Origin of the sequence: Desulfovibrio litoralis DSM 11393 (assembly GCF_900143255.1) — a bacterium.
In the GTDB taxonomy this organism is placed as follows: Bacteria; Desulfobacterota; Desulfovibrionia; order Desulfovibrionales; family Desulfovibrionaceae; genus Frigididesulfovibrio_A; species Frigididesulfovibrio_A litoralis.
This window is the reverse complement of sequence record NZ_FRDI01000008.1, coordinates 40,643-60,747: the sequence shown is the minus strand read 5'-3', so window position 1 is coordinate 60,747 and position 20,105 is coordinate 40,643. Positions and strand designations below refer to the sequence as shown.

The following is a 20,105-nucleotide window of genomic DNA, read 5'->3' as shown; positions in this document are numbered from 1 at the left end:
TAGGAGAAAACTCAGTTAGAGCAAAAAACAACGGTTCACGAAGTAGTTTTTTGTTTTTTTTATGAGTTTATGCTTTAGTTTTGTGTTTTAACATCTTTTCCATCTTCTATATACTCCGGTTTCACAGCTTTTTTATGCCGCCAATGGGCATGAAGTTTGCTTTACTATGGTTAATGGTGAGTTTTTATATAAAGATGGCGTTTATAATAATATTTCCTTGGAAGATATAAAGGCTGAGGTTAAAGAGATAAAAGATTGGATAAACAAAACGTAGCAAATAAATTATAGTTTGGTTAAGAGAAAATTTAGTTAGAGCAAAAAACAACGGTTCACAAAGTCGCTTTTTGTTCTTTTTTATGAGTTTATGCTTTAGTTTTGTGTTTTAACATTTTTTCCATTATATCAATGTTATAGGTCAAGGTTGGATCTTCTTCGGCATTTAGCCCTGACATGCGTTTCAAATGATGTAAAATCGCCTCGGCGAGATTATAGTCTTCATTTAACATAACCAATTGGAATTGTTCTACCCAAATATTGAGGTTGTTGCTATGCTTTAAGGCTTCGGATATGAAAAATTCTGCGGCTTTTAGACGCTTTTGAGAACGAGCAACCATAGCACGCATCAGCCATAAATCAGAAACATCTTGAAGCTCCTTACTGAGTTTACACATGCATAGTTCGGCGTTTATCCAATCCATATTTTGGATAGCGGTTTGGGCTTTATTTAAAAGTTCCGTTGTTGATAAGTTAAGATTTTCTTTGTCCGGGTTTAAACTTAAACAATCATCTTTAAGTATTTTTTCTACTTTGGGTAAAAAGCGTTGTATTCTGGTGTCTTCGATAGCTGGCGTTTCTATGTGTTGGTCAAAATATTCCATGCGGCGAGCCAGATCATTTTCAAAAGAACCTTCTACCCTGCCTCTTTTAAGTTTAGACATAAAGTCTTCACGTGATTTGAAATAATAATGATTAATTTGAATGCGTTGTATAGACGGAACGCTCCATGCACTGCCATCTGCAATTGGAAGATGTTGTTCGTTTACGCAACCTGATTCACAAATATACCCAAAAGCGTGAGGGTTACGACAACCTGTTGTTTTGTGTGGTTGCACAATGCTTTTTATATGACTGTCAGGGTTTATAAAGGCTTTGGTATATGCTTTGATTATAGGTTGTTCCGGTCTTTTTTCATGCCCTGAAGAGCCAAACATTCGCCAATGGATTCCAAGTCCGCCATGTGGTTCAAATTCTGCCAAAAAAGTTCGTAAATCATCTGTTTCGTGTGGCAATAAATATTCATCAGCATCAATAAAACCCAGCCATTGAAACTTTGAGCCAAAATTAGTGAGGCAATGGTTATAAGCCGGGAGCTGCATTACGGCACCGGAAGCTCTTAATATTGTAACCTTTGAAGTATCGGCAAACTTTGGAAGCCAAGTATCAACGGGGATTGTACTTTCATTGTCATATAAATAAAAATGCTCAACTCCGATGGAAGAGTGATAGGCGAGCCATTCTTTTAAAAATTTGTCTTCGTTTTTTACAATACAACATAAACCAAGATAGTGCATAACAGCCTGCTTTTATATAATTGTTAGATATGGTATTAGAAAAAAATATTAGATAAATAAAAGTATTGGTATTATTTATAAAAATATCTTGTGTGATGGTTTTTATCAAGAAAAAAGTTGAAAACTTTCACAACTGTTTTGTTTTATAAATAGAAATAAAATGAAATTTATGATGCTTAGTTTAGTTTTTATATCGTACTTAAATTTATAACTTATTGTAGTTTTTAATCTATGATTTTTGGCGGAGAAGGTGGGACACGTTAAAGTTTTACAAGCGTTTGTTTTATATGAGTATTAGTCTATATACGCCTTGCTTGTTACCCGCAAGTTACCCGCAAAAAGCTTAATATCTAAAATATTTGATTTTTTTCTAATTAAAATCAGATACTTAGAAGTGGCGGAATAAATACAATCCTCTTTTATGTGTAGTCTATTGATTTTACTTGTTAAAATAAAACCAAGTTACCCCACATTTCCCTAATCTTTCAAACTCATATAAACACGTTTAGTAATATTAAGCTGATTAATAATGCTACTTATACCGCTTAATATTGCGTTTGTTGAGTGTTCGCCGATAACAAGCATTTCTTTTTTTCGTGCAAAGTCCTTAGATGAAACACTATCAGGCGATAACTTTATAGTTATATTTGTGTATAGCGTTCTAAATCTTTGCTCTAAATACTTGATTTCTGTTTCTACCTCAAGAATGCGAGGAGGTAAAGCTTTAACCACTGGGGCTAGTTCTAGTTGTTTTTGTGGTTGTTCTTTAGCTGGTGCTATTGAATTGCTTTGTAGTTCATCTATGCGGGCTTGAACAAAGCTAATAGCCTTTTTTATTTGTTTAGGGCTTGCCTTGTCAATATTAGTTATATTTAAATGAGAATTAACTTGCGTCCATAAACGAGGATAAACCCCGCCGTCCCCGCCCAATAAAACAGCCCAAACTTTAACCAGCTTGTCTAAAGGTCTACGGTCTGCGATTGTGGTAGGGTGGTTTAATAAAGCTTGTTCCATTTTGTTAAAAGCTTCAATATATTTTATCTTCCACGCTAAAGCCTTTTTACCAGTAAAACCCATAGCGAGCAAAGTAAAGGCATCTCGGGTTAAGTGGTAACAAGGACGGCTTTCGCCTTTTTCGTCTATATATTCAACCAATCCAAAATTGGAGCGGTTAAATAATTCCTCACAATCATTTGTAATATTTTTTAACGCTCTTAAAACATGGGCATGTTGTTTTTCAAAATGTTCAGCTACTTTTAAAGACGATACAACAACTTTGCCGTTCACTGTTTCAACTAAATTAGTCATGATAAAAACCCCTCAGATTTTATTATTGGAGTTTTAAAAAATAAAAAAACTCCGAGAGCTAATAACCGTCTGAGAACGGCGGGCATATTCCCTTTTACAAGGTATTGTATTAGCCCACACTCGGAGTAACATAAGTATAATTATAGCATAAATAAAAATCATTTATAGACTTGACTTTTATTTAGACGCAAAAAAACCACGAAACTGACGAGCGTGGATCGTCTCAGACTAAGGCGTTATTAAGCACCTAATAAAGACGAAAGCATATTATAAGAAAAATGTCAATAAAAATATTAAACTATATCCCTTAGGCAATGTTTACACACGATAGCTTCAGTTTTTATTTTTTCAGCACAAAAAGGGCATCTACGCTTTTGTGGCAATAGTTTGTTTTTAAGATTTTTTAGCTCTAATAAAATCTGGTTGCGTTGAAAAATAATATATACAACTAAGCTTAATAAAAAAACTACATATAAAGAGAGAGATGTATAAAAAAAAGTTTCTGCTGCGTGAAAAGCCCTAGTCCAATGGATTGCATGGGCTTTGAGTTCTTTAAGGTCTTGTTCTTGCCTTTGAACTACCTCTTGCCTAGTTTTTGTCGGAAGGCGAGAGACCCACGAGTCTTCTGCCTTGTTACTTTCTAATGCCTTAGAACGTTCTTCAAAATCGCTAGTAAATACAAAAGACATCCTCTTTTTTGTTAGCATTTCTCTATGATTGTCTATAATATAATGTGTTACTATTAATACTAATATTATTGCTATAGTGATAATAAGCAAATTTTTCGTTGCTGAAAAAAATCTTTTCATAAATTCATACCCATTTAAAATATTAAAAAAGGCGGTTGGTTAAACCGCCTTCTGTTTCTAATTTATTGACAACGGTAAGCAACGCCTATACCTAAAGCGTTAACGGTTTCAGAGTATGCCCCAGTGTGAGCGCTTAAATCTCTTAACCATACATGAGTTGCTCCCATTTTCCCTGCTTCGTTTCTCATGTCGTTTCTAGCACCTTCAACAAGCTGTTTGTTTGGTGTCATTCCACCAGTAAACCAATTGCCCTGAGTTCCGACAACTTCTCCAAGTTCTGTGCAATCGCCTTGTGGCTTTTCATACACAATCTTCACTTTAAGCCCGTCAGGGCTAACAGTTTTAGCAGCACACCCCGCCAAACAAAAAACGCCAACTACACACAAAAGAAGCAAGAGAACCTTTTTCATAAAACCCCCATGTTTTAAAATATCGTTTATACTTTTGTATAAAAAAAATACGATAAAGACAATACGAAAAAAGCTTAAAAGTTCTTTAATGTTCGTTAATATCCTTTGATAACCGTTGTTGTATTATAAAACGCTTGACGGAAAAGGGCAAAAGTCTTATTTCTATATTGCTAAATAAATTTCGCTAATTTGCGTAAATGCACAATGGAGAGAAACTCATGCCAAGGGGTCAAAAATCTAACGATCTAACAAGGGGGCATTCTTGGGCTGACGTTGCGATGGTGCTTGTGCGTGGAGTATTACAGCTTATTAATTCAGGAAACATAATTGGTCTTATTATTGCAGGTTTTGTTTTCGATTTAGGCTTTATTTCTTATAAGTTAACCCCTGAAGACTCTGGACGTGTTTTATTAACTTTTATTGATATATTAAAATTTGATAATTTGTCTTATATCTTGATGCCTGCGGTTTTTGTTTTATACTTTTTATGGTCTAAAAGAGAAAAAAACTATCTTAAAAAAGAGCTTAAAAGGCTTGCTGAAGAAAGAACGGCATTAATGCTTGGCTTAAAAGACGGGACTTTAAAACCTCTCAAGCAACATTACCCTAGTTCGTGTGATGATAAAATGGAGTAATTTATGATATTTTTTAATTCTTTTATTATACTTTTATGTTGTTGGATATTAATGTATGCCAATCTAAATATACGAATAAAAAGCCATTATGATGTCTTTAGGTTTCGCCTTTTTGCGGTTAGAGACGCTCTTTTTATGCGTGCTATGAAAGGCGAAATAGACGAAAAAAGCCCAGAATTTGTTTTGTTTGTTAAAGTAATAAACAGCATGTTGAGAACAATCGAAGAAAAAGATTTTATCGGGATTTTAAGTTTTGTTATTAGCAAAAAAATGAACTCACCGAAACTTATTAAAGATATGCACTGTCTTGTAAATAAAAATAGTACAATCCCACATAATTTGTTAAAAGAGTTCTTTTCTATTTCACTTGATGTTTTTAACTATAACACAGGGAAACCGCTTAAAATCATACTTGTGATTTTATATTTAATACTAAATGAAACAGGTAAGAGCGTTAAGTTTATTAAAAATTATTTTAATGTTCGTGATTTTCTTCAAGAACAAAGTGCGTAAAAAACATTTTTAAAACAAAAAAAGCTCGCTATTTCTAACGAGCTTTTTTTTTACGAGTTGTCTCTATCCAAGAGACGAGTACACAAGACGGTAAAATACATATACGCCGTCTTGTGTTTTTTTGTCAATAAAGAGAATCATTATTTAAACTTTTAACGTTTATCCTCTAAAAACTACTCAAGCCTTGAGCGTTTTAACCATTTCAAACGCCGATAACACGCATTTATGACAGCCATAAAGACGCTCATTTTACTCCGCCCCGTCGCTCGGATAGCCGTCATGTAAGTTTTTAGAGTCATTAAGCCAGTTTAAAATCTCTTCGGCTGTGCCGTATTGTTCAATTGTTTTGCGTTTTTCTTTTTCTACAATATAACAAGCATCAACCAACATTCCAACAGCCGTAGCCATTTCAAAAAACAGATTTTCATCTAAGAACGCATATTCGCCATCAGACATCTTCCATTCTTTTGATACAATTCTTTTGGTTATAAATTGTAAAGTTGTTTGAGCTATTTTATTGAGAGCTTCTTCATCACAAGACACAAGATAATCATTCCAGACTATCCCGCCGTTATTCATGCGGTTATCACGGGCTTGTTTGATTAAATCATAAGCTTTGTTTCGGGCTTCAAGTAACGTCAAAGGCTTATTCCTTTCCGCTTCAAGCTTCGCCAGTTCTTCGTTTATGCGGGCTTTTTCGGCTTGCCAGAGTATTAGGAACTCTTCAACATCGTTTTTATATTCTTCTTCAGTTTCGATCGGCTCGTTTGGTTTGTTTTTGAACTCTATCCAACCTTTGCCGTCTGCGTATTGAATAGCGTGGACATTCGGATTAGCTTTATAATCAAAATAGAGAGCTTCGCCGTCTACGATAATTATTTTATCACTCGGAATTACTGTTATGTTCATGGTTTTAACTCTTTATTTATTGTTTTTACAGTTTTTGAATAAACGCTAAAACGTAGTACGGTGGCGTTACCGTTACTTTATGGTCGTGCGGTTTTTGGTCGTGGTTGTGTGGTTGTCCACCGCCTGTGTTATCCATCGCAGATGACAGTTTTGCTCCGTTGTAAATTTGTACAGCTGTGATCGAATGATCCGAATTTGCAGTAATAGCAGCCTTCGAACCAGAACCACTTGCACCATAAAATTCATGTTTATGTGCTGAGATTTGTGCAACCGTCAGCGTTGTTGCATTATTAACCGCTGTTGTATTCTCAGTAGTAGCATTATAACTGCCACCGCTTTCGCCAACTTCTTTGTAGTCTTCGCAAGCACCAGCCCCAAGAATAAATTTATCCCGAAGGTCAGGCGTACCGTTTGTGCCATCGCATAGTACAAAACCTTCTGGAATTTCAGTTATTAAACCGCCCCACATCATGATGACTTTTTTAAAGGCTTTTTCGTTATCTGCTTTTATTTGCTTAATCTGCTGTTCAAATAACCTTAGCTTTTCGTCAAGAGCCTCTTGTCCTTTAAAGCTGTCCCCGGGTTCTCCTTTATCTCCCGGTTCGCCTTTGTCTCCTTTTGGTATTTTTAAAAGGAGTAAGCCAGTATCAGGGTTATATTCCGCTTCTGCCTCTGTGCCTGCCTCTGTTGTTTCAGCGGTGGCGGTTAAACCTGTGAGCTGGCTGGCGTACTGTTCCGCAGTATCGGCGTTTAACTTCGCCCTGTCTGCTTCGGCTGTGGCAGTTATTGCTCCCGCTTCGGCTTTAGCTACGTTATTAATAAAAGCGTTATAAGCTGTTTCTCCGTCTGTTAAGCTACCGAGAGGGAAGGTTGGGGTGCGTTCAAACTTTTCACTTAATTGTTGAATTTGGAACTCTTGAAAGTCAAAAGCCCCTTCAATAACATCAGAACTAAAAGACCCGCCGTTTGCTAAGTCTAAAGGCTGAATAAACGGCACTTCTCTTAAAATGGTAAGCTTATACCCGTTTGGTAATAAATCGCCCGCTAAAGGGTAGCGTAGGCTATAACTTCCGCCACTTTGTTCTAGTCTATAATTGTTTTTGTCTGCCGGCGTAATCTTCCCGTCCGTATCCGTAATAACGACTTTTAAATAATCTTCTTTTAAAATATCCGCTGTTAATGGAAAATCAATAGGAAACAAACTTGCAGAACTGTTTCCGAGATACGAAACTTTGTTTTTTTGTGTGATTATACTCACTTGTTTTCTATCTCCTTTTTACCTTAAAATAGTTTTTCTTAGTTCAAGTTCGGGGCTTGTTCCGTCCATATAATTCCAAATGTTTTCAACAAACCTAGCTACTCCCTCGCTGGCTATACCGTTAACAAACCCCCCTGTGCGAATAGCTCCGGTAACGCCTTTTTTAAGTTTTTCGTTTCTAACTTTTTTCTTACCTTTCTTTTTCTTGTCTTCGCCAAACACGGTCAGTATATCATAGCTTGACCTTACAAGCATATTAACACTGCCAACAACAGGGCTTAGTTGATAATTATATCCTTGAGCAACAGAAGCGAAATCACGAGCAAAAGGAAACATGCCTACCGTTTGTTGTAAAAATTCAAGCCCAATCATTTTCAACCAAGCTTCTTCATCGTCCGGCATCTCTTTGCCTTTTAATGCTTGGAACGCTATTGACATTGCGAGTGGTATAAGTTGCGTCCAAAGTATAAAATTGGCTGTTAAGCTTATTTGAGAGCCTTTTGTTTCGGCTCTTTGAATTTCTGTAAAATTCAAGGCGGTTAAATTATACATTGTATTAAAGAAGCTATAAAACATGGTCATAATTTTTGTTAATTCCGACCCTCTTTGAATTGCGGAAAGGTCAGAGACCCGCCCCGAACCTTGAGTGAGTCTAACTACCTGATCAGCGTGAGCCACTGCTTTTTTCATATTGCCGTTATAAAGCTTTATTCCTTGTTCTAAAGCCCCATGAAAAACAACCATGTCAACGCCAAGCTGAGCGTATCCAATTGCCGTTAATGCGTGTTTTTGAGTGAATTTCACAACGCCACTTTCTATTTCTAAAAAATTGCCTGCGTCTTTAATATCTCTATCAAAACTCTTTAATCGTCCCGCCATAAACTGGCTTAAATCTTTTGTTTCTGCCCAGAGTGCATTAATTTGCTTTGTTTGTTCAATCGGGTTTAAGCCATTTCCAAAAACTTTTTTAAAACCTAAAGCCAAGTTTTTAGCTCCAATCCGATTAGCGGCGATAGCAAAGCCCGTACTTTGCAAAATAACCGTGCCAAGCTTATAACCCAAAACAAAAGTAGTTGTTCTGGATCTAAACCAACGCATGGAACTTTCAATATAAGTGCTGGGTTCTTTTTTTTCTCTGGCTATGTCTTTTAACCAAGGCATGAATATGCCGTGTCCTTTTGTGCCTAAACTTTGAGTTAAAGCCGTTGATACTTTCTTATCTCTGAAAATTTTGGCTGTGTCTAAAATAGCCTCTCTCATCGTTATATCGTGAACAACGTTATAAGCATGCGAAGTTAAAACTCCAAAGTTATAAATAAGCGGTGTGCCTAACCCCTGTTTAGCTCTTTGTTTTAAATGTCCTTGTTTTGTCTGGGTATGAGTTCCGCCAAATTCATCTTTCATCAACTCTTTTTCGTTAAACTGGCGGGCGTTTTCGCTCTTTTTTACGTCATATGCTATTGGGTAATATCCACCCCTAAATGTACCGTATTTTGTTATTACTGGGCTTGCTTCTACTTTCTGCGGGCGTAAACCTCTTAGCCGTTCTTCGAGTGCAAAGCTTTCTTCTCTAAAGCTTTCTAAAAAGTCCCAAATATCTTGACAAAACTCCCAATCTTTTTGGGTTAATTTATCTGTAATCGCTAAAATATTATCTTGAGTTAAACCGCTTGCCAAAAGTCTTTGGCGATTTATTCCGTTGCCTAAGTTTAGAGCCACACAAAGCAAGTTTTCTTTGCTGTGTAAAACTTCTTTATTGTTGAAACTTATAAAACCTTTGATTTTGTTTTTTACTTTGTTCTTTAAGCCATAGTTATCTATGGTTTCGTTTAAACCTTCAATAGCGATTGTTTTATCAGAGAGTGAGTTAAGTTCCTTTTGGGTAAAATGCTTTCTAAAAATAGCCTCAACTTTGGCTTGTTCTTTTGTCATTCTGATATTTTTATTGTCTAAAGCGTCAGAAACGGGCTTATACCCATGCAACCACAATAGCCCTTGATTGTTTCCATCAACCTGCATCATGGTTGTTTCAACTTTTGCTAAGCCGTAATGAACGCCTGCAATGGTTTGCTTGATTGCGTTATCATCAGCCACTAAATTATGAGTTTTAATTTTGTTTTTCGCCGTGATACTATCGGCTATTTCTGTTGTTAACGCCTCTAGCTCTATCTTTCCTTGTTCTGTTTTGATTGTTCTTAAGTTTTCTTCTATAGTCATAATCTGGTTAAGTTGTTCTTTTAAAGCTTCATATTCGCCAACGGTTAACTTGTTTAAAGGTTTTCCATCGTTATACATAATATTATCATCAACTATCAGGTCATAACCTTGGTCTTTCGATTGTTCTATCCAGTCAACAAAAGTCTTGTGGCTCCGTCCGTCTGCTAGGCGTGTATCCGCCTTGGTTATGCCATAACGTAAACCTAAAGCCATAACCATATAACGGGCGTTCGGGTCTGCCTTTTTATTATTAACAAAGCTTTTTACACTCTTGGTAAAAGTATCAATATTTTTTTGATTCTCTAAAGCCAGCTTCGCAAAAGCTAGATTAAAACGCACTTGAAGACCTGACTCATAAGCTGTTTTCCACTCACCTTTAGAAATAGCGAGTAGCTCCCGCCGTCTAGCGAAACGCATGGCATTTAAAAAGCTTTTGTGTGATACAGCTCTGGATAAGGGCATACCCTGCATCTTAATAACGGCGGCATCATCTATTTTAGCTTGTTCAATATGCTCACTGCCGTTTAGCTTGGCAACATGGCGATTAATAAAAGCGAACTGTGTTTCAATTTCTTCTTGTTCTAAAAGTAGGGCTTCGGGGTCAATATTGTTTTTTTCAAATTGTGCATTTCTTTTTTTGACTATTTCGTTGATGTGATAACTAATAGGGGCTGAATTAAGCAAATCTGCCACCATTTCATCAACATTTTTATAACCGTATTCTTTGGCTATTTTAGCGGGGTTTCCACCTTGATTTTTCAGACTACCCACTTTTAATTTCTTTTGTAATTTGTTTGCGGTTTCTACTCCAAAAAGAGCGGCGATTGTCTCTTTATCAAGAGCTTTGACCTCACCGTTTGCATCTTTATTACCTAAGTCTTTTCTTAGTTTATAAACTTGTTGTTTCTCAAGTTCTGTTTTGGCTTCTTGGGCAAAACCTTTAAGCCGTTCACGGCGATTTTTAGTATTTCTGATAAAACGCTTTTCAGTTGCTTTTTCTATCGCTTGTTCCATTAAACTTTTCACAAAAGAGCGATCAGGACCAACAACTCCTAAAGCGTCAAGTTGTTTATTCGTTAAATCGTTTAGTTCATTGTTATAAGCCGTTTGTCTTACTTCAACTTCGTTAGCGATAAGCCTATCAAAAACGCCCCTAATACCATCATTTAACGGCACTTTTAATTGTAAACTGTTTTTATAAAGATTAGTGAGCCAGCGTTTAAACCTTGCGAACGCTTTAGCCAGTTTACTGTTGGGGGCGTTACCTTCCATCAAATAAGACTCAACCGCCTTAGCAAACTCCTCATGCTGATCACGATTAATATTATTATTTTTAACTTCTAAATAATCTAAAATCGTTTGATAATCGGCTTGTAGACTTTCATCTACTAAACCGTTGTCAACCATGTGCTTGATTTCTAATAAAAAATAGTGTGCCGTTTCGTGAAATAGGGTAGAGACGTTGGCGTTTTCGCTTAAAGTAACTGTGTAACCGTCATCAGCTACTTTCAAACTACCTCGTGGCGGTTTTGCTGTTTTTTTGTCTTGATAAAATTCTTCTTCATATATCGGCTTGACAATATCTTTATCCGTGAGTATTTTATTGTCATCAAAACGCTTTGCATTAAACATAACTGTGGGCAATTGTAGCCCACTGAGTGCCCTGTTTAATGTAAAGCTTTTGTTTTTGTTCCAATACCTTAAATTGCCACTTTGTATCTGTTCTTTTATAAAGCCAGCCTTGCCGCTTCGCCCATGAATACTGGCAATTTTATTTACTTCTATATTACCATGTACCGTATTTAAATGAATAGCTACAACAACAGGCATGCCTTCATGAATATAATCAGTAAGAACAACCAAACTATCCGCCTGTGTCTTAGAATCAAACACCATCACAGGGCTAGCGAGCTGTTCGGGAATGGTTTTTATAAAAGACAAAGGTAGCCCTTTATCCTCTAAAACTGATTTCATTTTATTAGCTAACATTATTGTAGGTAGGTCTTTAACGCCCAAAGCTTTTAATACTTCAGAGGTTCTACCCGCTTGTAATACTTCGTTGGCTTTTGGTTTTTCTGATTGAAGTTTATTAAGCCCTTCCGCCCACTTCTTAGAAGCCTCTTTAACCCTACGTCCATAATCAATGGCTTGTTGCTCTTTGGTTTCCAGTTCCGCTGATTTTTTAACCAGTTCAGGCAAAAAGGCGGGCGTTAAGTCTGTATCTTCTTGATATAAAACATTGCCTATTTTTTGGCGTGGTGCTGAGAGTAGGCTAACTAAAGCTTCTTCATCAAAATCTAAAGGAGCGAGTTTTTCGTTTACTAAACTTTGAGCCGCTACGTCTATTCCAACAGCCCCCTTTTTAGCGTTTCCAAATATACCAACACCATAATTTCTAACAATTTCTTTATATGCGTAAGGGTGGTTTCTTTTTAAAGATTTACCGTCAATAGTTCCCCAAACGTGTTTTATGCGTGGGTCTTTGTCTTTTAAAAGATCTTTTCCAAAAACTTCTTTGGCTACCGTTTGGTTATATTCTTCCTCTAAACTCGCAAGTTGCTTCGGTGTTAGCGTTGCGAATTGTTCTTCTGTCCAGTTTTTAGTGTCTTTTAAAGTTAAAATACTGTCATCTGTGTTAATATCTCCGTTCGTTTCGGTTTTCGTGTTACCGCCAAACGCCTCTGTCTTAATCTCTTTTATGCGTTTAAATCTTTCAAGAGTGCTTTCTAAGCTTCCGCCACCTATGCGAGTTGCACCGTTTTCAAACATATGAAGCCAAGTGTTTATATATTCTTCAACCCCGCCTTCTCTGCTTGAAAGCTCTGTAAAGAGGTTAGGGCTTTGTTGTATAGCCCCTGTAAGCATTTCTCTATGTCTTTGTTTCTCAAGCTCAAGCTCATTATTTAACGCCGTGTATTCTTCGTTTACGTTTAAAGCCTTTTCCGCTTCATGTTCGCTAAATTCTTTACTTTCTTTAACGGTATAATCTTGTTCGCTAAACTTTACGCCTTCTTTAAGCTGGTCTGAAACAGGCGTACCGGCAATATAAGTTTGATACTTAGCTAAAGGAACTTTTATGGAATCACCTAAAGCTAACGCCGTATAAGCCATATTTTGATCTATTCCAAGTTTATCAAGCAAAGGCTCATTATTTATAATATCGCTCTGAAAAAAGGTCTCTGCGTTAATATAAACGTCTTTCATATCGCTATGTTCAGAGGCTCTTTCCGCAAACTCTTCAAACTTTTCAGGCATAAGCTCACGGGTTTTAGACTCGCTCGCTAATTCATCAAGCGTTTTAAGCTTTTCTTGAGTGTCGTTAACTTGGGTTTCTATTTGTTTTTGTTGTAAGGCTGATGTCGCCTGATAGCCAATATTCCCAGCACCGCCGAATAAAAATGCTAACACTAAAGAGTCAAGTTGCTTAGCGGCGTTTAGGAAGCGTGTTGTTGCTTGTTCAATGTTTTCTCCTAATGCCCAGCTTGTTGCGAGAGGTCTTGCTAAGTCCTGTAGGTATTCTGTGACTCCTTCTCTTCCACCCGCTACGACTGTTGCTGTTGCTTTATTTATTGTTTTTTTTGCTAAACTGTTTGTTGCTTTGTTTAAATTCTTTTTAAAAACCCCTTCAAGTCCAACCTTGTCAAGTATTGCCGATATACCCATTTGAGCCGTAGATGCACTTAAAGCTGTTTCTGGTGCTACTCCCTGACTTAATAACTCTTTTTCTAAAGAGCCACCGTCAGACATGCCCATTACTCCATAGCCAAAATTGCCACCCCCCATAGCCGTAACTAATAGCCCCGGTGTCATACCACCTATAAGATCAGAAATACCTTCCGAATAAAAATCAGAATTAAATAGAGAACTATTTGTAAAACTATCCCAAGTTTCAAAGTCTGAAACCTTAAGAGACTTTACACTTGTTTTTAAATGGTCTCGTTCTTCCGTAGCATATTTGTAAAGCGTATCTCTCAATAAATATGCGTTTTTAGTGGCTACATTATCGTTATCAAATCCTATTGCTTTAAAAACATTTCCTAAATGACTTAATGCAAAACCACTACTATGATAAAAGCTTTCTCTTGTACTTCCTGTCCAGCGGTCAAACTCCTTTTTGAATGGTGCTGAATTTTCAATATCTTCAATAGAACGCTTAATAGAGTTCTCATCATAAAAACTAGCCGTTTTTCCTATCGCCGTATCTTCTTTATAAATAATTGCGTTTTCCGTGCTTTCCGCTACCCAATTGTTTACGGCTGGCATTTGTTCTAAGCGTTTTACTAAAGCCATTTGCTCAGCTTTTGCTATGTTTTGGCTTATAACTTCAGGCGTTAAATTTAATTCTTTACTAAGTGTTTTAGATTGGACGATATTATTAAGAGTTAAACCCTCGCTGGCAATAATAGCGGGCATAACAGAGCGTTCAACGTCTGCCTTGGTAATCCATTTATGTTGTTTTGGCTGTAGTGGCTGAACCTGTTGCGGTTCGGCTGTTTGTTGTACGGGTTGTGGTGGTGTTGGCGGTGTAAATGAATTGTCTTCGCCTGTTTCTTCATCTCTTGGGCTGTATAAATAATTATTGTTTTCGTTTGGTTGGTTTTGGTCTTGTTGTTTTTCTATAATTAAACTCATATTTAAAACTCCTTACTCGGGTAAGCCCTTAAGTCTTTTGTAATATCTTCTTATGGCTGTCTTTTCGCTTTCGCCGTCTTTAATCATTTTTTGAACTTCTGGAGTTTGGGCGTATCTTGCTTTTTCTTCTGCTGACAGCTCTGAAATATCAGGTAGCCACTGGCTTCCTTGTTTGTTTTTGACAGCCTCTAAATAGTTTTCATCTACACCATATCCAAGATAAGTTCTTGTCTTGTCTTGGGTTTCGCCGTCCATGATAAAACCGCTGATAATTTGCCTTAAGTTATCTACGCTTGGGGCTAAGCCGTCTTTAAGCAATCCGGGCGTTCTTAAAATAGTTTGATAAATATCCTCACCGTCATATTTATTAGGGTCTACGTCTAACATTAACATGACTCTATCAACGTCTTTTTGACTAAACCTGCCAAGCTTTCCGCCGTCTGCATAATATTTTCCGAGTTGTTCCGCCTGCTCAAAAGTGAGTTCATTATCAAGTGCGTAAGAGTCTATCTCTTCTTGGGTTTTTAATGTGCCGTTATCAACTAAACGCCTTGCGTCAATTGTTGCTTTTTGATTAAGAGCAGTCTTTTTATTATAAGATCCTTCCGTAAGTTTTTTAGTTAAAAGCTCTTTCCCTTCACGACTTAAACCTTCAATTTGTTCAACATTTGCCAAAGCGTCAAATCTGCCTGTTTTATTCTTTTCCATATTAATTAAGAATTGGTTAATAATGCTTTGGTCTTGAGCTTTTACTACTGTTTTTTGTCTTTCAAGGTGGCCTTTAAATCTTTGGCTTAATTTTTCTTGAAGCTCGGGTTTATCCCTGTATCCGTCAATCACCTTAAAAGCGTTCGCCTCTTGAAGCTCAAAAGGCAAGCTTTCATTGTTTTTTACCAACGTTTGATAAATAGAGTTTTCTTCTTGTTCTTCTGCCAACTTTCTATGATGCTCTTGTTTTTGAGCTGAATAATTAAGTATCTTTTGTTGGTTTGGGTAACTAAGCTTATTAAAATCTGCGTTTAAAACGGCTTCCTTGTGTTCTATTAAACTGCGTTTTTCTTCTTCCAATCTTCTTGCAACGCTCGCTTGAACTTCGGGCGTAGAAGAGGGGAAGTTCCCTTTTCTTGCTTCATATAAATCATGTAAAAGGGTTTCAATTTTACCGTCTTTATTTTTTGAATACGCCTCGTTCATTAACCGACTAGCCCCGCCTGTTCCGTGTTGAATTACGGTTGAGACAAAAGCCGAACCTAAAATAGGGTTGTCTTTGATTGTTTGTTGAAGGGTGGGCGATAGCTTAGATGAAGCGGGGTTCACCATGCGTTCTTGTATGAATTTCGTTTCAAGTTCGGGTGTAATTAAACCATCTTTAACACAAGCAAGCCACATTTGAGCCGCCGCCCCTTTTTTAGAGCCGGTATTAAAACCACCAAGCTTGGCAAACCGCTCTTTTACTTCGGGGCTTCCATTTTGAGCCAACCAATCAACGAAATTTTGAGCCGTGCCTTGCTTGCTTGAAAACTGATAAGTGCCGTAACTCGTACCACCATTTTTATCATATCCGATAGCACTACTTCCACGCCCTCCGGACTCTTTGCTTGCCGCTAAATAATAAACAGAATTCGGGTTGTTCTCGTCTGCTTGAAAAACAAAATTCCCGTTGTCAATTTCCTGCTGAAGCCTTAAAAAGGCATCATTTTGAATAGCTTCGTTTAAGTTGCCGTTAAAAACAGCCTCTTTTCCCGATGAATCAAAAGCTTCAGCGTTAAACGCTCTTTCTTCGGCTATGCGTTCGTTTGTCATGCGTTGCTTGTCAAAAGCCGATATATTCGGGTCGCTCAAAGCTAACGCAAGTTTGTCATCACTCGCTTTTAAGATAGAGCTTTTATATTTTTCAAGCTCTCCAAGTTTATAAACATTTGAGTGATTTACATATTTATTTTGAATATCATTAGCTTTTAAAGCAAAATACCTAGCTCGTTCGCCTGTACGTTTTGCGAGTTCCGGTTCAAGTAAGCTTTTTGAATAACCAAGCATATCAAGATCAACACCTTCAGCATTTTTACCTTGATACTTCTCACGGTTTTCAAGGTCTCTTTCTTGGTGAGCCTGTTCTAATCGTTGTAACGCCTCCATATCTTCCAAACTTTCAAGCTTTTCTTTATCTTTTAAGCTCTCTTCTTGAATAGCCACAAAAAGCTTGTTGGCATTTTGGCTAAGGTTTGCTAAGCCGTCCCATGCCCCTTGTTTATAAAAAGCGTTAATACTTGGAACAGAAGCCACAGCCCCCGCATTAGCTGTTGATATGCCTTGATTGCTTTGATTTAATGGTATTCTCATTTTGTTTTACTCTGGTTTGAATTAATGTTTATTTTAGGGCAGTAAGGCTTAATGAAAATTGCTTGGCTTTTACCATTTTGTACTTTTGGAAAAATAAGGGTTTGTCGCATAAATAGCATCTTGCATTCCATCATAATAAGAGCTTCCTGCTGGCGTACTTGTCGGTTTCGCCTGACTATACATAGCCATTCCGCTTCCAATCGCCCCCAACATAGAAGCCCCGCCATTAAGCCATGCGTTACCACTATTGAACTTAGAATTATTTGCTTGGGCTAAATAAGAGCTTTGTGCGTTTTGTGCTTGCGTTGCTCCTACTCTGTGCGACCACGCCGCATTTTCTGCGTTAGCTGTGATAATATTTGCATCATACGCCGCTTCTGACGCACTTTCAGCGAGCATTGAAGCGGTTGATCCGCTATCTAACTCAAACCCGTTAGAGGCAAGCATAGAGGTAGCTTCACCCTGTAATCGTCCGGCATTTCTTAAATGTCGTTCACGATCTGCGATGCCTTTTGATATTTCGTTTTTGGCTAATTGTTCTTTTGTTGCTGCTTCTTGTGATGCTACTTCTGCCCCATATCTCGCTTGAGCTTCGGCGGCTTTGGATTGTTCTTTGCCTTGTTGAATAGATGAGGCTGTACTTACTGCTGTAGATGCGAGAGTTATAATTAACCCTGCGATTGGAATACTACACATAATAAATTACTCCTTATTTTTATTTAATTTAACTGTAAAATCTGTAGAACAACTCATTTTTATCAATGCCCCAAGGCTTGGCTTCTTTTTCTATTTTAAAACCAGACCACCTGAGCCAGCGTATAGAAAACTTGTTTTTGCTGTGAACATAGTTCTCAAGAGTTTCAAACGTGCTTTTCATCAGCCCTACATACGTTCTACTTTCTTTTAAAAGGCTAAACCTAGCCTTATAAATATCTGGCGTACCTAAAAGCCAAGGAATGCCAGCCTTGCTTAAAATAGAGCCAGATGGTGCAACGCCCCAGATGAAAGCGGGCTTATTGTCAACAAGACAAACCCAACTCAATAAAGAGCGGTTAAGCGAAAGGTCCAATGCTTCAATAGGCGTGTGTCCACTAAAGGCTTTTAGCTCTAAAACGTCAGCTTCTCGCATATTTTCAGCAATAAAAGAAAGGTGTGCTTGTTTTGCTGTTACTACTTTAATGTTCATTAATTTACATCCATTTCGGGCATGAGTGCTAAGATAGTCATAGGTAAGGGTTCGCTTGACCTAACACAAACAGTAATTTGATTTTTAGCGTATTCGGGGACTATCACTCTATGTTGTCCAGAATAAGGCTTTAAAGCTGTGTCGTAAGCTTCGGTTGTTCGCCATTTAACTTCTTCAAGTTTATCAAAATTACAACCAATTTTCGCTGTTACCGTGTCTTTAAATAAAACATTAACGGCGTTAATATATTTTTTACGCCCAAGACTCGCTCCGTCCCGCCTGATCATCTCAACGGGCATAGTCTCTAAATCAGCGTTATAAGGTAAACCAACAATAATGTTGCTGGCTTCGTGTTCTAATTCAATACTTCCATTTATAACTTTTCTATTCGCAACGCTCGAACCGTCTGCCAAGGCTGAAACCTGAAGACCTTCTAAATGTTCAAGCCCTATAACTTTTCTTGTCGCTTTGCCTTTATATTGAAGCGAACAATCCAAATAATTTAAGTTTACTAATTCGCTGTCGTTTTCTGCCAAGACTTCTAAAAAGTGTTTATTGTTTCTTCGGGTTGTTACAAAAAGACAATCATCTTGTCCCTGCGGAACGCTACAAACAGTCTTAAATAAACCTTGAGTTGTGTGTTTATGCCAAGCAAAGATTTCATGCTCTGCTTGAAAGGTTAAGCCTAGCAAAACGCCGTCATTACGCACACACCAAACAATAGAATGAGGCGAAGGCTGATAGGTCCAACTGATTATTCTTTGGTTTTCAAAAAGGTGAGAGGCTAAAATAGTGCGGTCGCTCCCGCCGTAACTATCAGCGGCGAAGTCATACTTTAAATCTCTAACTTGACGACCTGAACGGGTAATATGCAAAACGGTATCACCAATAACAATAGCCCTTAAATGTGCGGCACTCCCTCTATAACTCTGGGGCGTGGCTTTGGCTGTTTTAGCGGTAAAAGCTCCTTCTGATGAACTTAGTTCCCACTCCATGCCCGCCGCTCCGAGAATTAAAGAGCGTAAAGGAATAAGCCAACAAACGTTTGATACTTCATTACTCGCAATTGTTAACTCTATTGAGTCATCAGCCTTTAAAGGTATTGATGATGAAAAATTGTCATAATCCCCGGACTTGCTCATCCAAATAGTTTGCGGGCGTTTAATGCTTGAAGCAAAAACTAACCGCTGTTCAAAAAAACAAACGGTGGCGGGGTAATCATTTTCAGGGAATGGATCAAGCCAACGGGGATAAGAATCACTGCTTACCGGTTGAATATTATAATCTCTAAAAAGTGTTTTAGAAGCTGTCCCGATAAAGCCGGCACTCCCCCCAAAAGTTGACTTATAGATACGATATTCAACGGCACCGGGAACAACGTCCCAATAAATTTCTACATAATCCCCGGCTGACCAATTGTTACTTGCCGGTGCCGTTGTATTAATTGCTAGACTTGCCGCACTTTCTTTGTTTTTTTCGTTTACCGCTGTAATGTAATAGGCATAAGGCGTATTCACTTGAGCCGGTTGTATTGAACCGTCTGACTTTTTCGCCTCATTTACAAATTTTATATTGTTTTTGGCTGTGTCTGCCTCGTATAAGTCAACAGCAACAGCCCTATAGTGTCCGCTACTCGTCTCATATATCGTGTTTTTAGGATAAGCTAAAACAAAACCATCGGTGCGAGTCCCTGAACCTTTAATATATAAATTTTCATGGTCAAGTAGGTCATAATCACCAGCTCCGCCACCGATAATACCGTTGACGTCCCCAAGCCTTCTTGTATACAAGGGAAAAGACTTTGCATATTGTAGCTTCATATCCGCTAAAACGTTCAGTTTAGGCGGGTTTATATCAGGTAAAAAAGATATATCTTCAAATATCCAATTGTCATGAGCGAGGCGTTTTAACTTTTGGGGTTTAACCTCTTGCATAGCTATAAACAATACATCAGCCGATTGAGCGTAGCTTAATTGTTTAGCTTGTTTTAAGGTATAAGGGCTAGCTATTTGATAAATTGTATCATCTTTATAAATAAAGCCGTCTTTTGTGGCTATTCTAAGCCATTTTTCACCAAAAACCAGGCAATAAGCTTGGTTAGAATTAAAAACAAAAGGTATTAAAACGGCTTCTCCGTCTATTTCGTCTAAAAGTTTAAAACCTGTGCGTTTAATCGCCCCACCATGAGGCTGAACCAACATATTTGTAAGATTTTTACAGCCTTGAGCATATTTTGATAAGTCTATTCTGCCTTGTAAAGCGGGTGATAATTCTCCGGCAGTAAAAGCACCTTGTAAATTAGTAAAAGACATAATAA

13 protein-coding genes are annotated in these 20,105 nt (G+C 37.6%); 2 read left to right on the top strand and 11 right to left on the bottom strand.

The genetic code is table 11. The features are described 5' to 3' along the window. Positions 1-362 precede the first annotated feature (362 nt). From BT999_RS08720 to BT999_RS08705, 4 genes are all read right to left on the bottom strand, one after another. Positions 363-1,571, bottom strand: coding sequence for a glycosyltransferase family 2 protein (locus BT999_RS08720; protein WP_072697406.1), 1,209 nt, complete (start codon positions 1,569-1,571; stop codon positions 363-365). Positions 1,572-2,048: 477 nt separating this feature from the next. Then, positions 2,049-2,879 (bottom strand): Rha family transcriptional regulator, encoded by an 831-nt coding sequence (locus BT999_RS08715; protein WP_072697405.1) that lies wholly within the window; start codon positions 2,877-2,879, stop codon positions 2,049-2,051. A 293-nt stretch (positions 2,880-3,172) separates the two neighbouring features. Continuing rightward, a complete protein-coding gene (locus BT999_RS08710) occupies positions 3,173-3,688 on the bottom strand; it encodes a zinc ribbon domain-containing protein (protein WP_143145527.1) in 516 nt (171 codons plus the stop codon). A gap of 62 nt (positions 3,689-3,750) precedes the next feature. After that, positions 3,751-4,098: a DUF4156 domain-containing protein gene (locus tag BT999_RS08705; RefSeq protein WP_072697403.1), complete on the bottom strand. Its 348-nt coding sequence runs from the start codon at positions 4,096-4,098 to the stop codon at positions 3,751-3,753. A 218-nt stretch (positions 4,099-4,316) separates the two neighbouring features. Here BT999_RS08705 and BT999_RS08700 point away from each other — a divergent pair, with 218 nt between their 5' ends. Together BT999_RS08700 and BT999_RS08695 are read left to right on the top strand one after the other, a co-directional pair. Continuing rightward, positions 4,317-4,733, top strand: coding sequence for a hypothetical protein (locus BT999_RS08700; protein WP_072697402.1), 417 nt, complete (start codon positions 4,317-4,319; stop codon positions 4,731-4,733). Between the two features lie 3 nt (positions 4,734-4,736). Continuing rightward, positions 4,737-5,246, top strand: coding sequence for a hypothetical protein (locus BT999_RS08695; RefSeq protein ID WP_072697401.1), 510 nt, complete (start codon positions 4,737-4,739; stop codon positions 5,244-5,246). A 249-nt stretch (positions 5,247-5,495) separates the two neighbouring features. Here the strand turns inward: BT999_RS08695 and BT999_RS08690 are convergent, their stop codons facing one another. The 7 genes from BT999_RS08690 to BT999_RS08660 form a co-directional block, all read right to left on the bottom strand. Next, positions 5,496-6,155: a DUF4376 domain-containing protein gene (locus BT999_RS08690; RefSeq protein ID WP_072697400.1), complete on the bottom strand. Its 660-nt coding sequence runs from the start codon at positions 6,153-6,155 to the stop codon at positions 5,496-5,498. A 25-nt stretch (positions 6,156-6,180) separates the two neighbouring features. After that, a complete protein-coding gene (locus tag BT999_RS08685; protein ID WP_072697399.1) occupies positions 6,181-7,413 on the bottom strand; it encodes a hypothetical protein in 1,233 nt (410 codons plus the stop codon). An 18-nt stretch (positions 7,414-7,431) separates the two neighbouring features. Next, positions 7,432-14,262: a MuF-C-terminal domain-containing protein gene (locus tag BT999_RS08680; protein WP_072697398.1), complete on the bottom strand. Its 6,831-nt coding sequence runs from the start codon at positions 14,260-14,262 to the stop codon at positions 7,432-7,434. 12 nt (positions 14,263-14,274) lie between these two features. Beyond that, positions 14,275-16,602, bottom strand: a complete 2,328-nt coding sequence (locus tag BT999_RS08675; RefSeq protein WP_072697397.1) for a VgrG-related protein — start codon at positions 16,600-16,602, stop codon at positions 14,275-14,277. Between the two features lie 69 nt (positions 16,603-16,671). Further along, on the bottom strand, positions 16,672-17,298 hold the full coding sequence (locus BT999_RS08670; RefSeq protein ID WP_072697396.1) for a virion core protein, T7 gp14 family: 627 nt from the start codon (positions 17,296-17,298) through the stop codon (positions 16,672-16,674). A gap of 28 nt (positions 17,299-17,326) precedes the next feature. Next, complete coding sequence (locus BT999_RS08665) at positions 17,327-17,788, bottom strand: hypothetical protein (RefSeq protein WP_072697395.1); 462 nt, start codon at positions 17,786-17,788, stop codon at positions 17,327-17,329. Further along, positions 17,788-20,100: a phage tail protein gene (locus BT999_RS08660; RefSeq protein WP_072697394.1), complete on the bottom strand. Its 2,313-nt coding sequence runs from the start codon at positions 20,098-20,100 to the stop codon at positions 17,788-17,790. The genes BT999_RS08665 and BT999_RS08660 overlap by 1 nt, the downstream gene beginning before the upstream one ends. Positions 20,101-20,105: the final 5 nt, after the last annotated feature.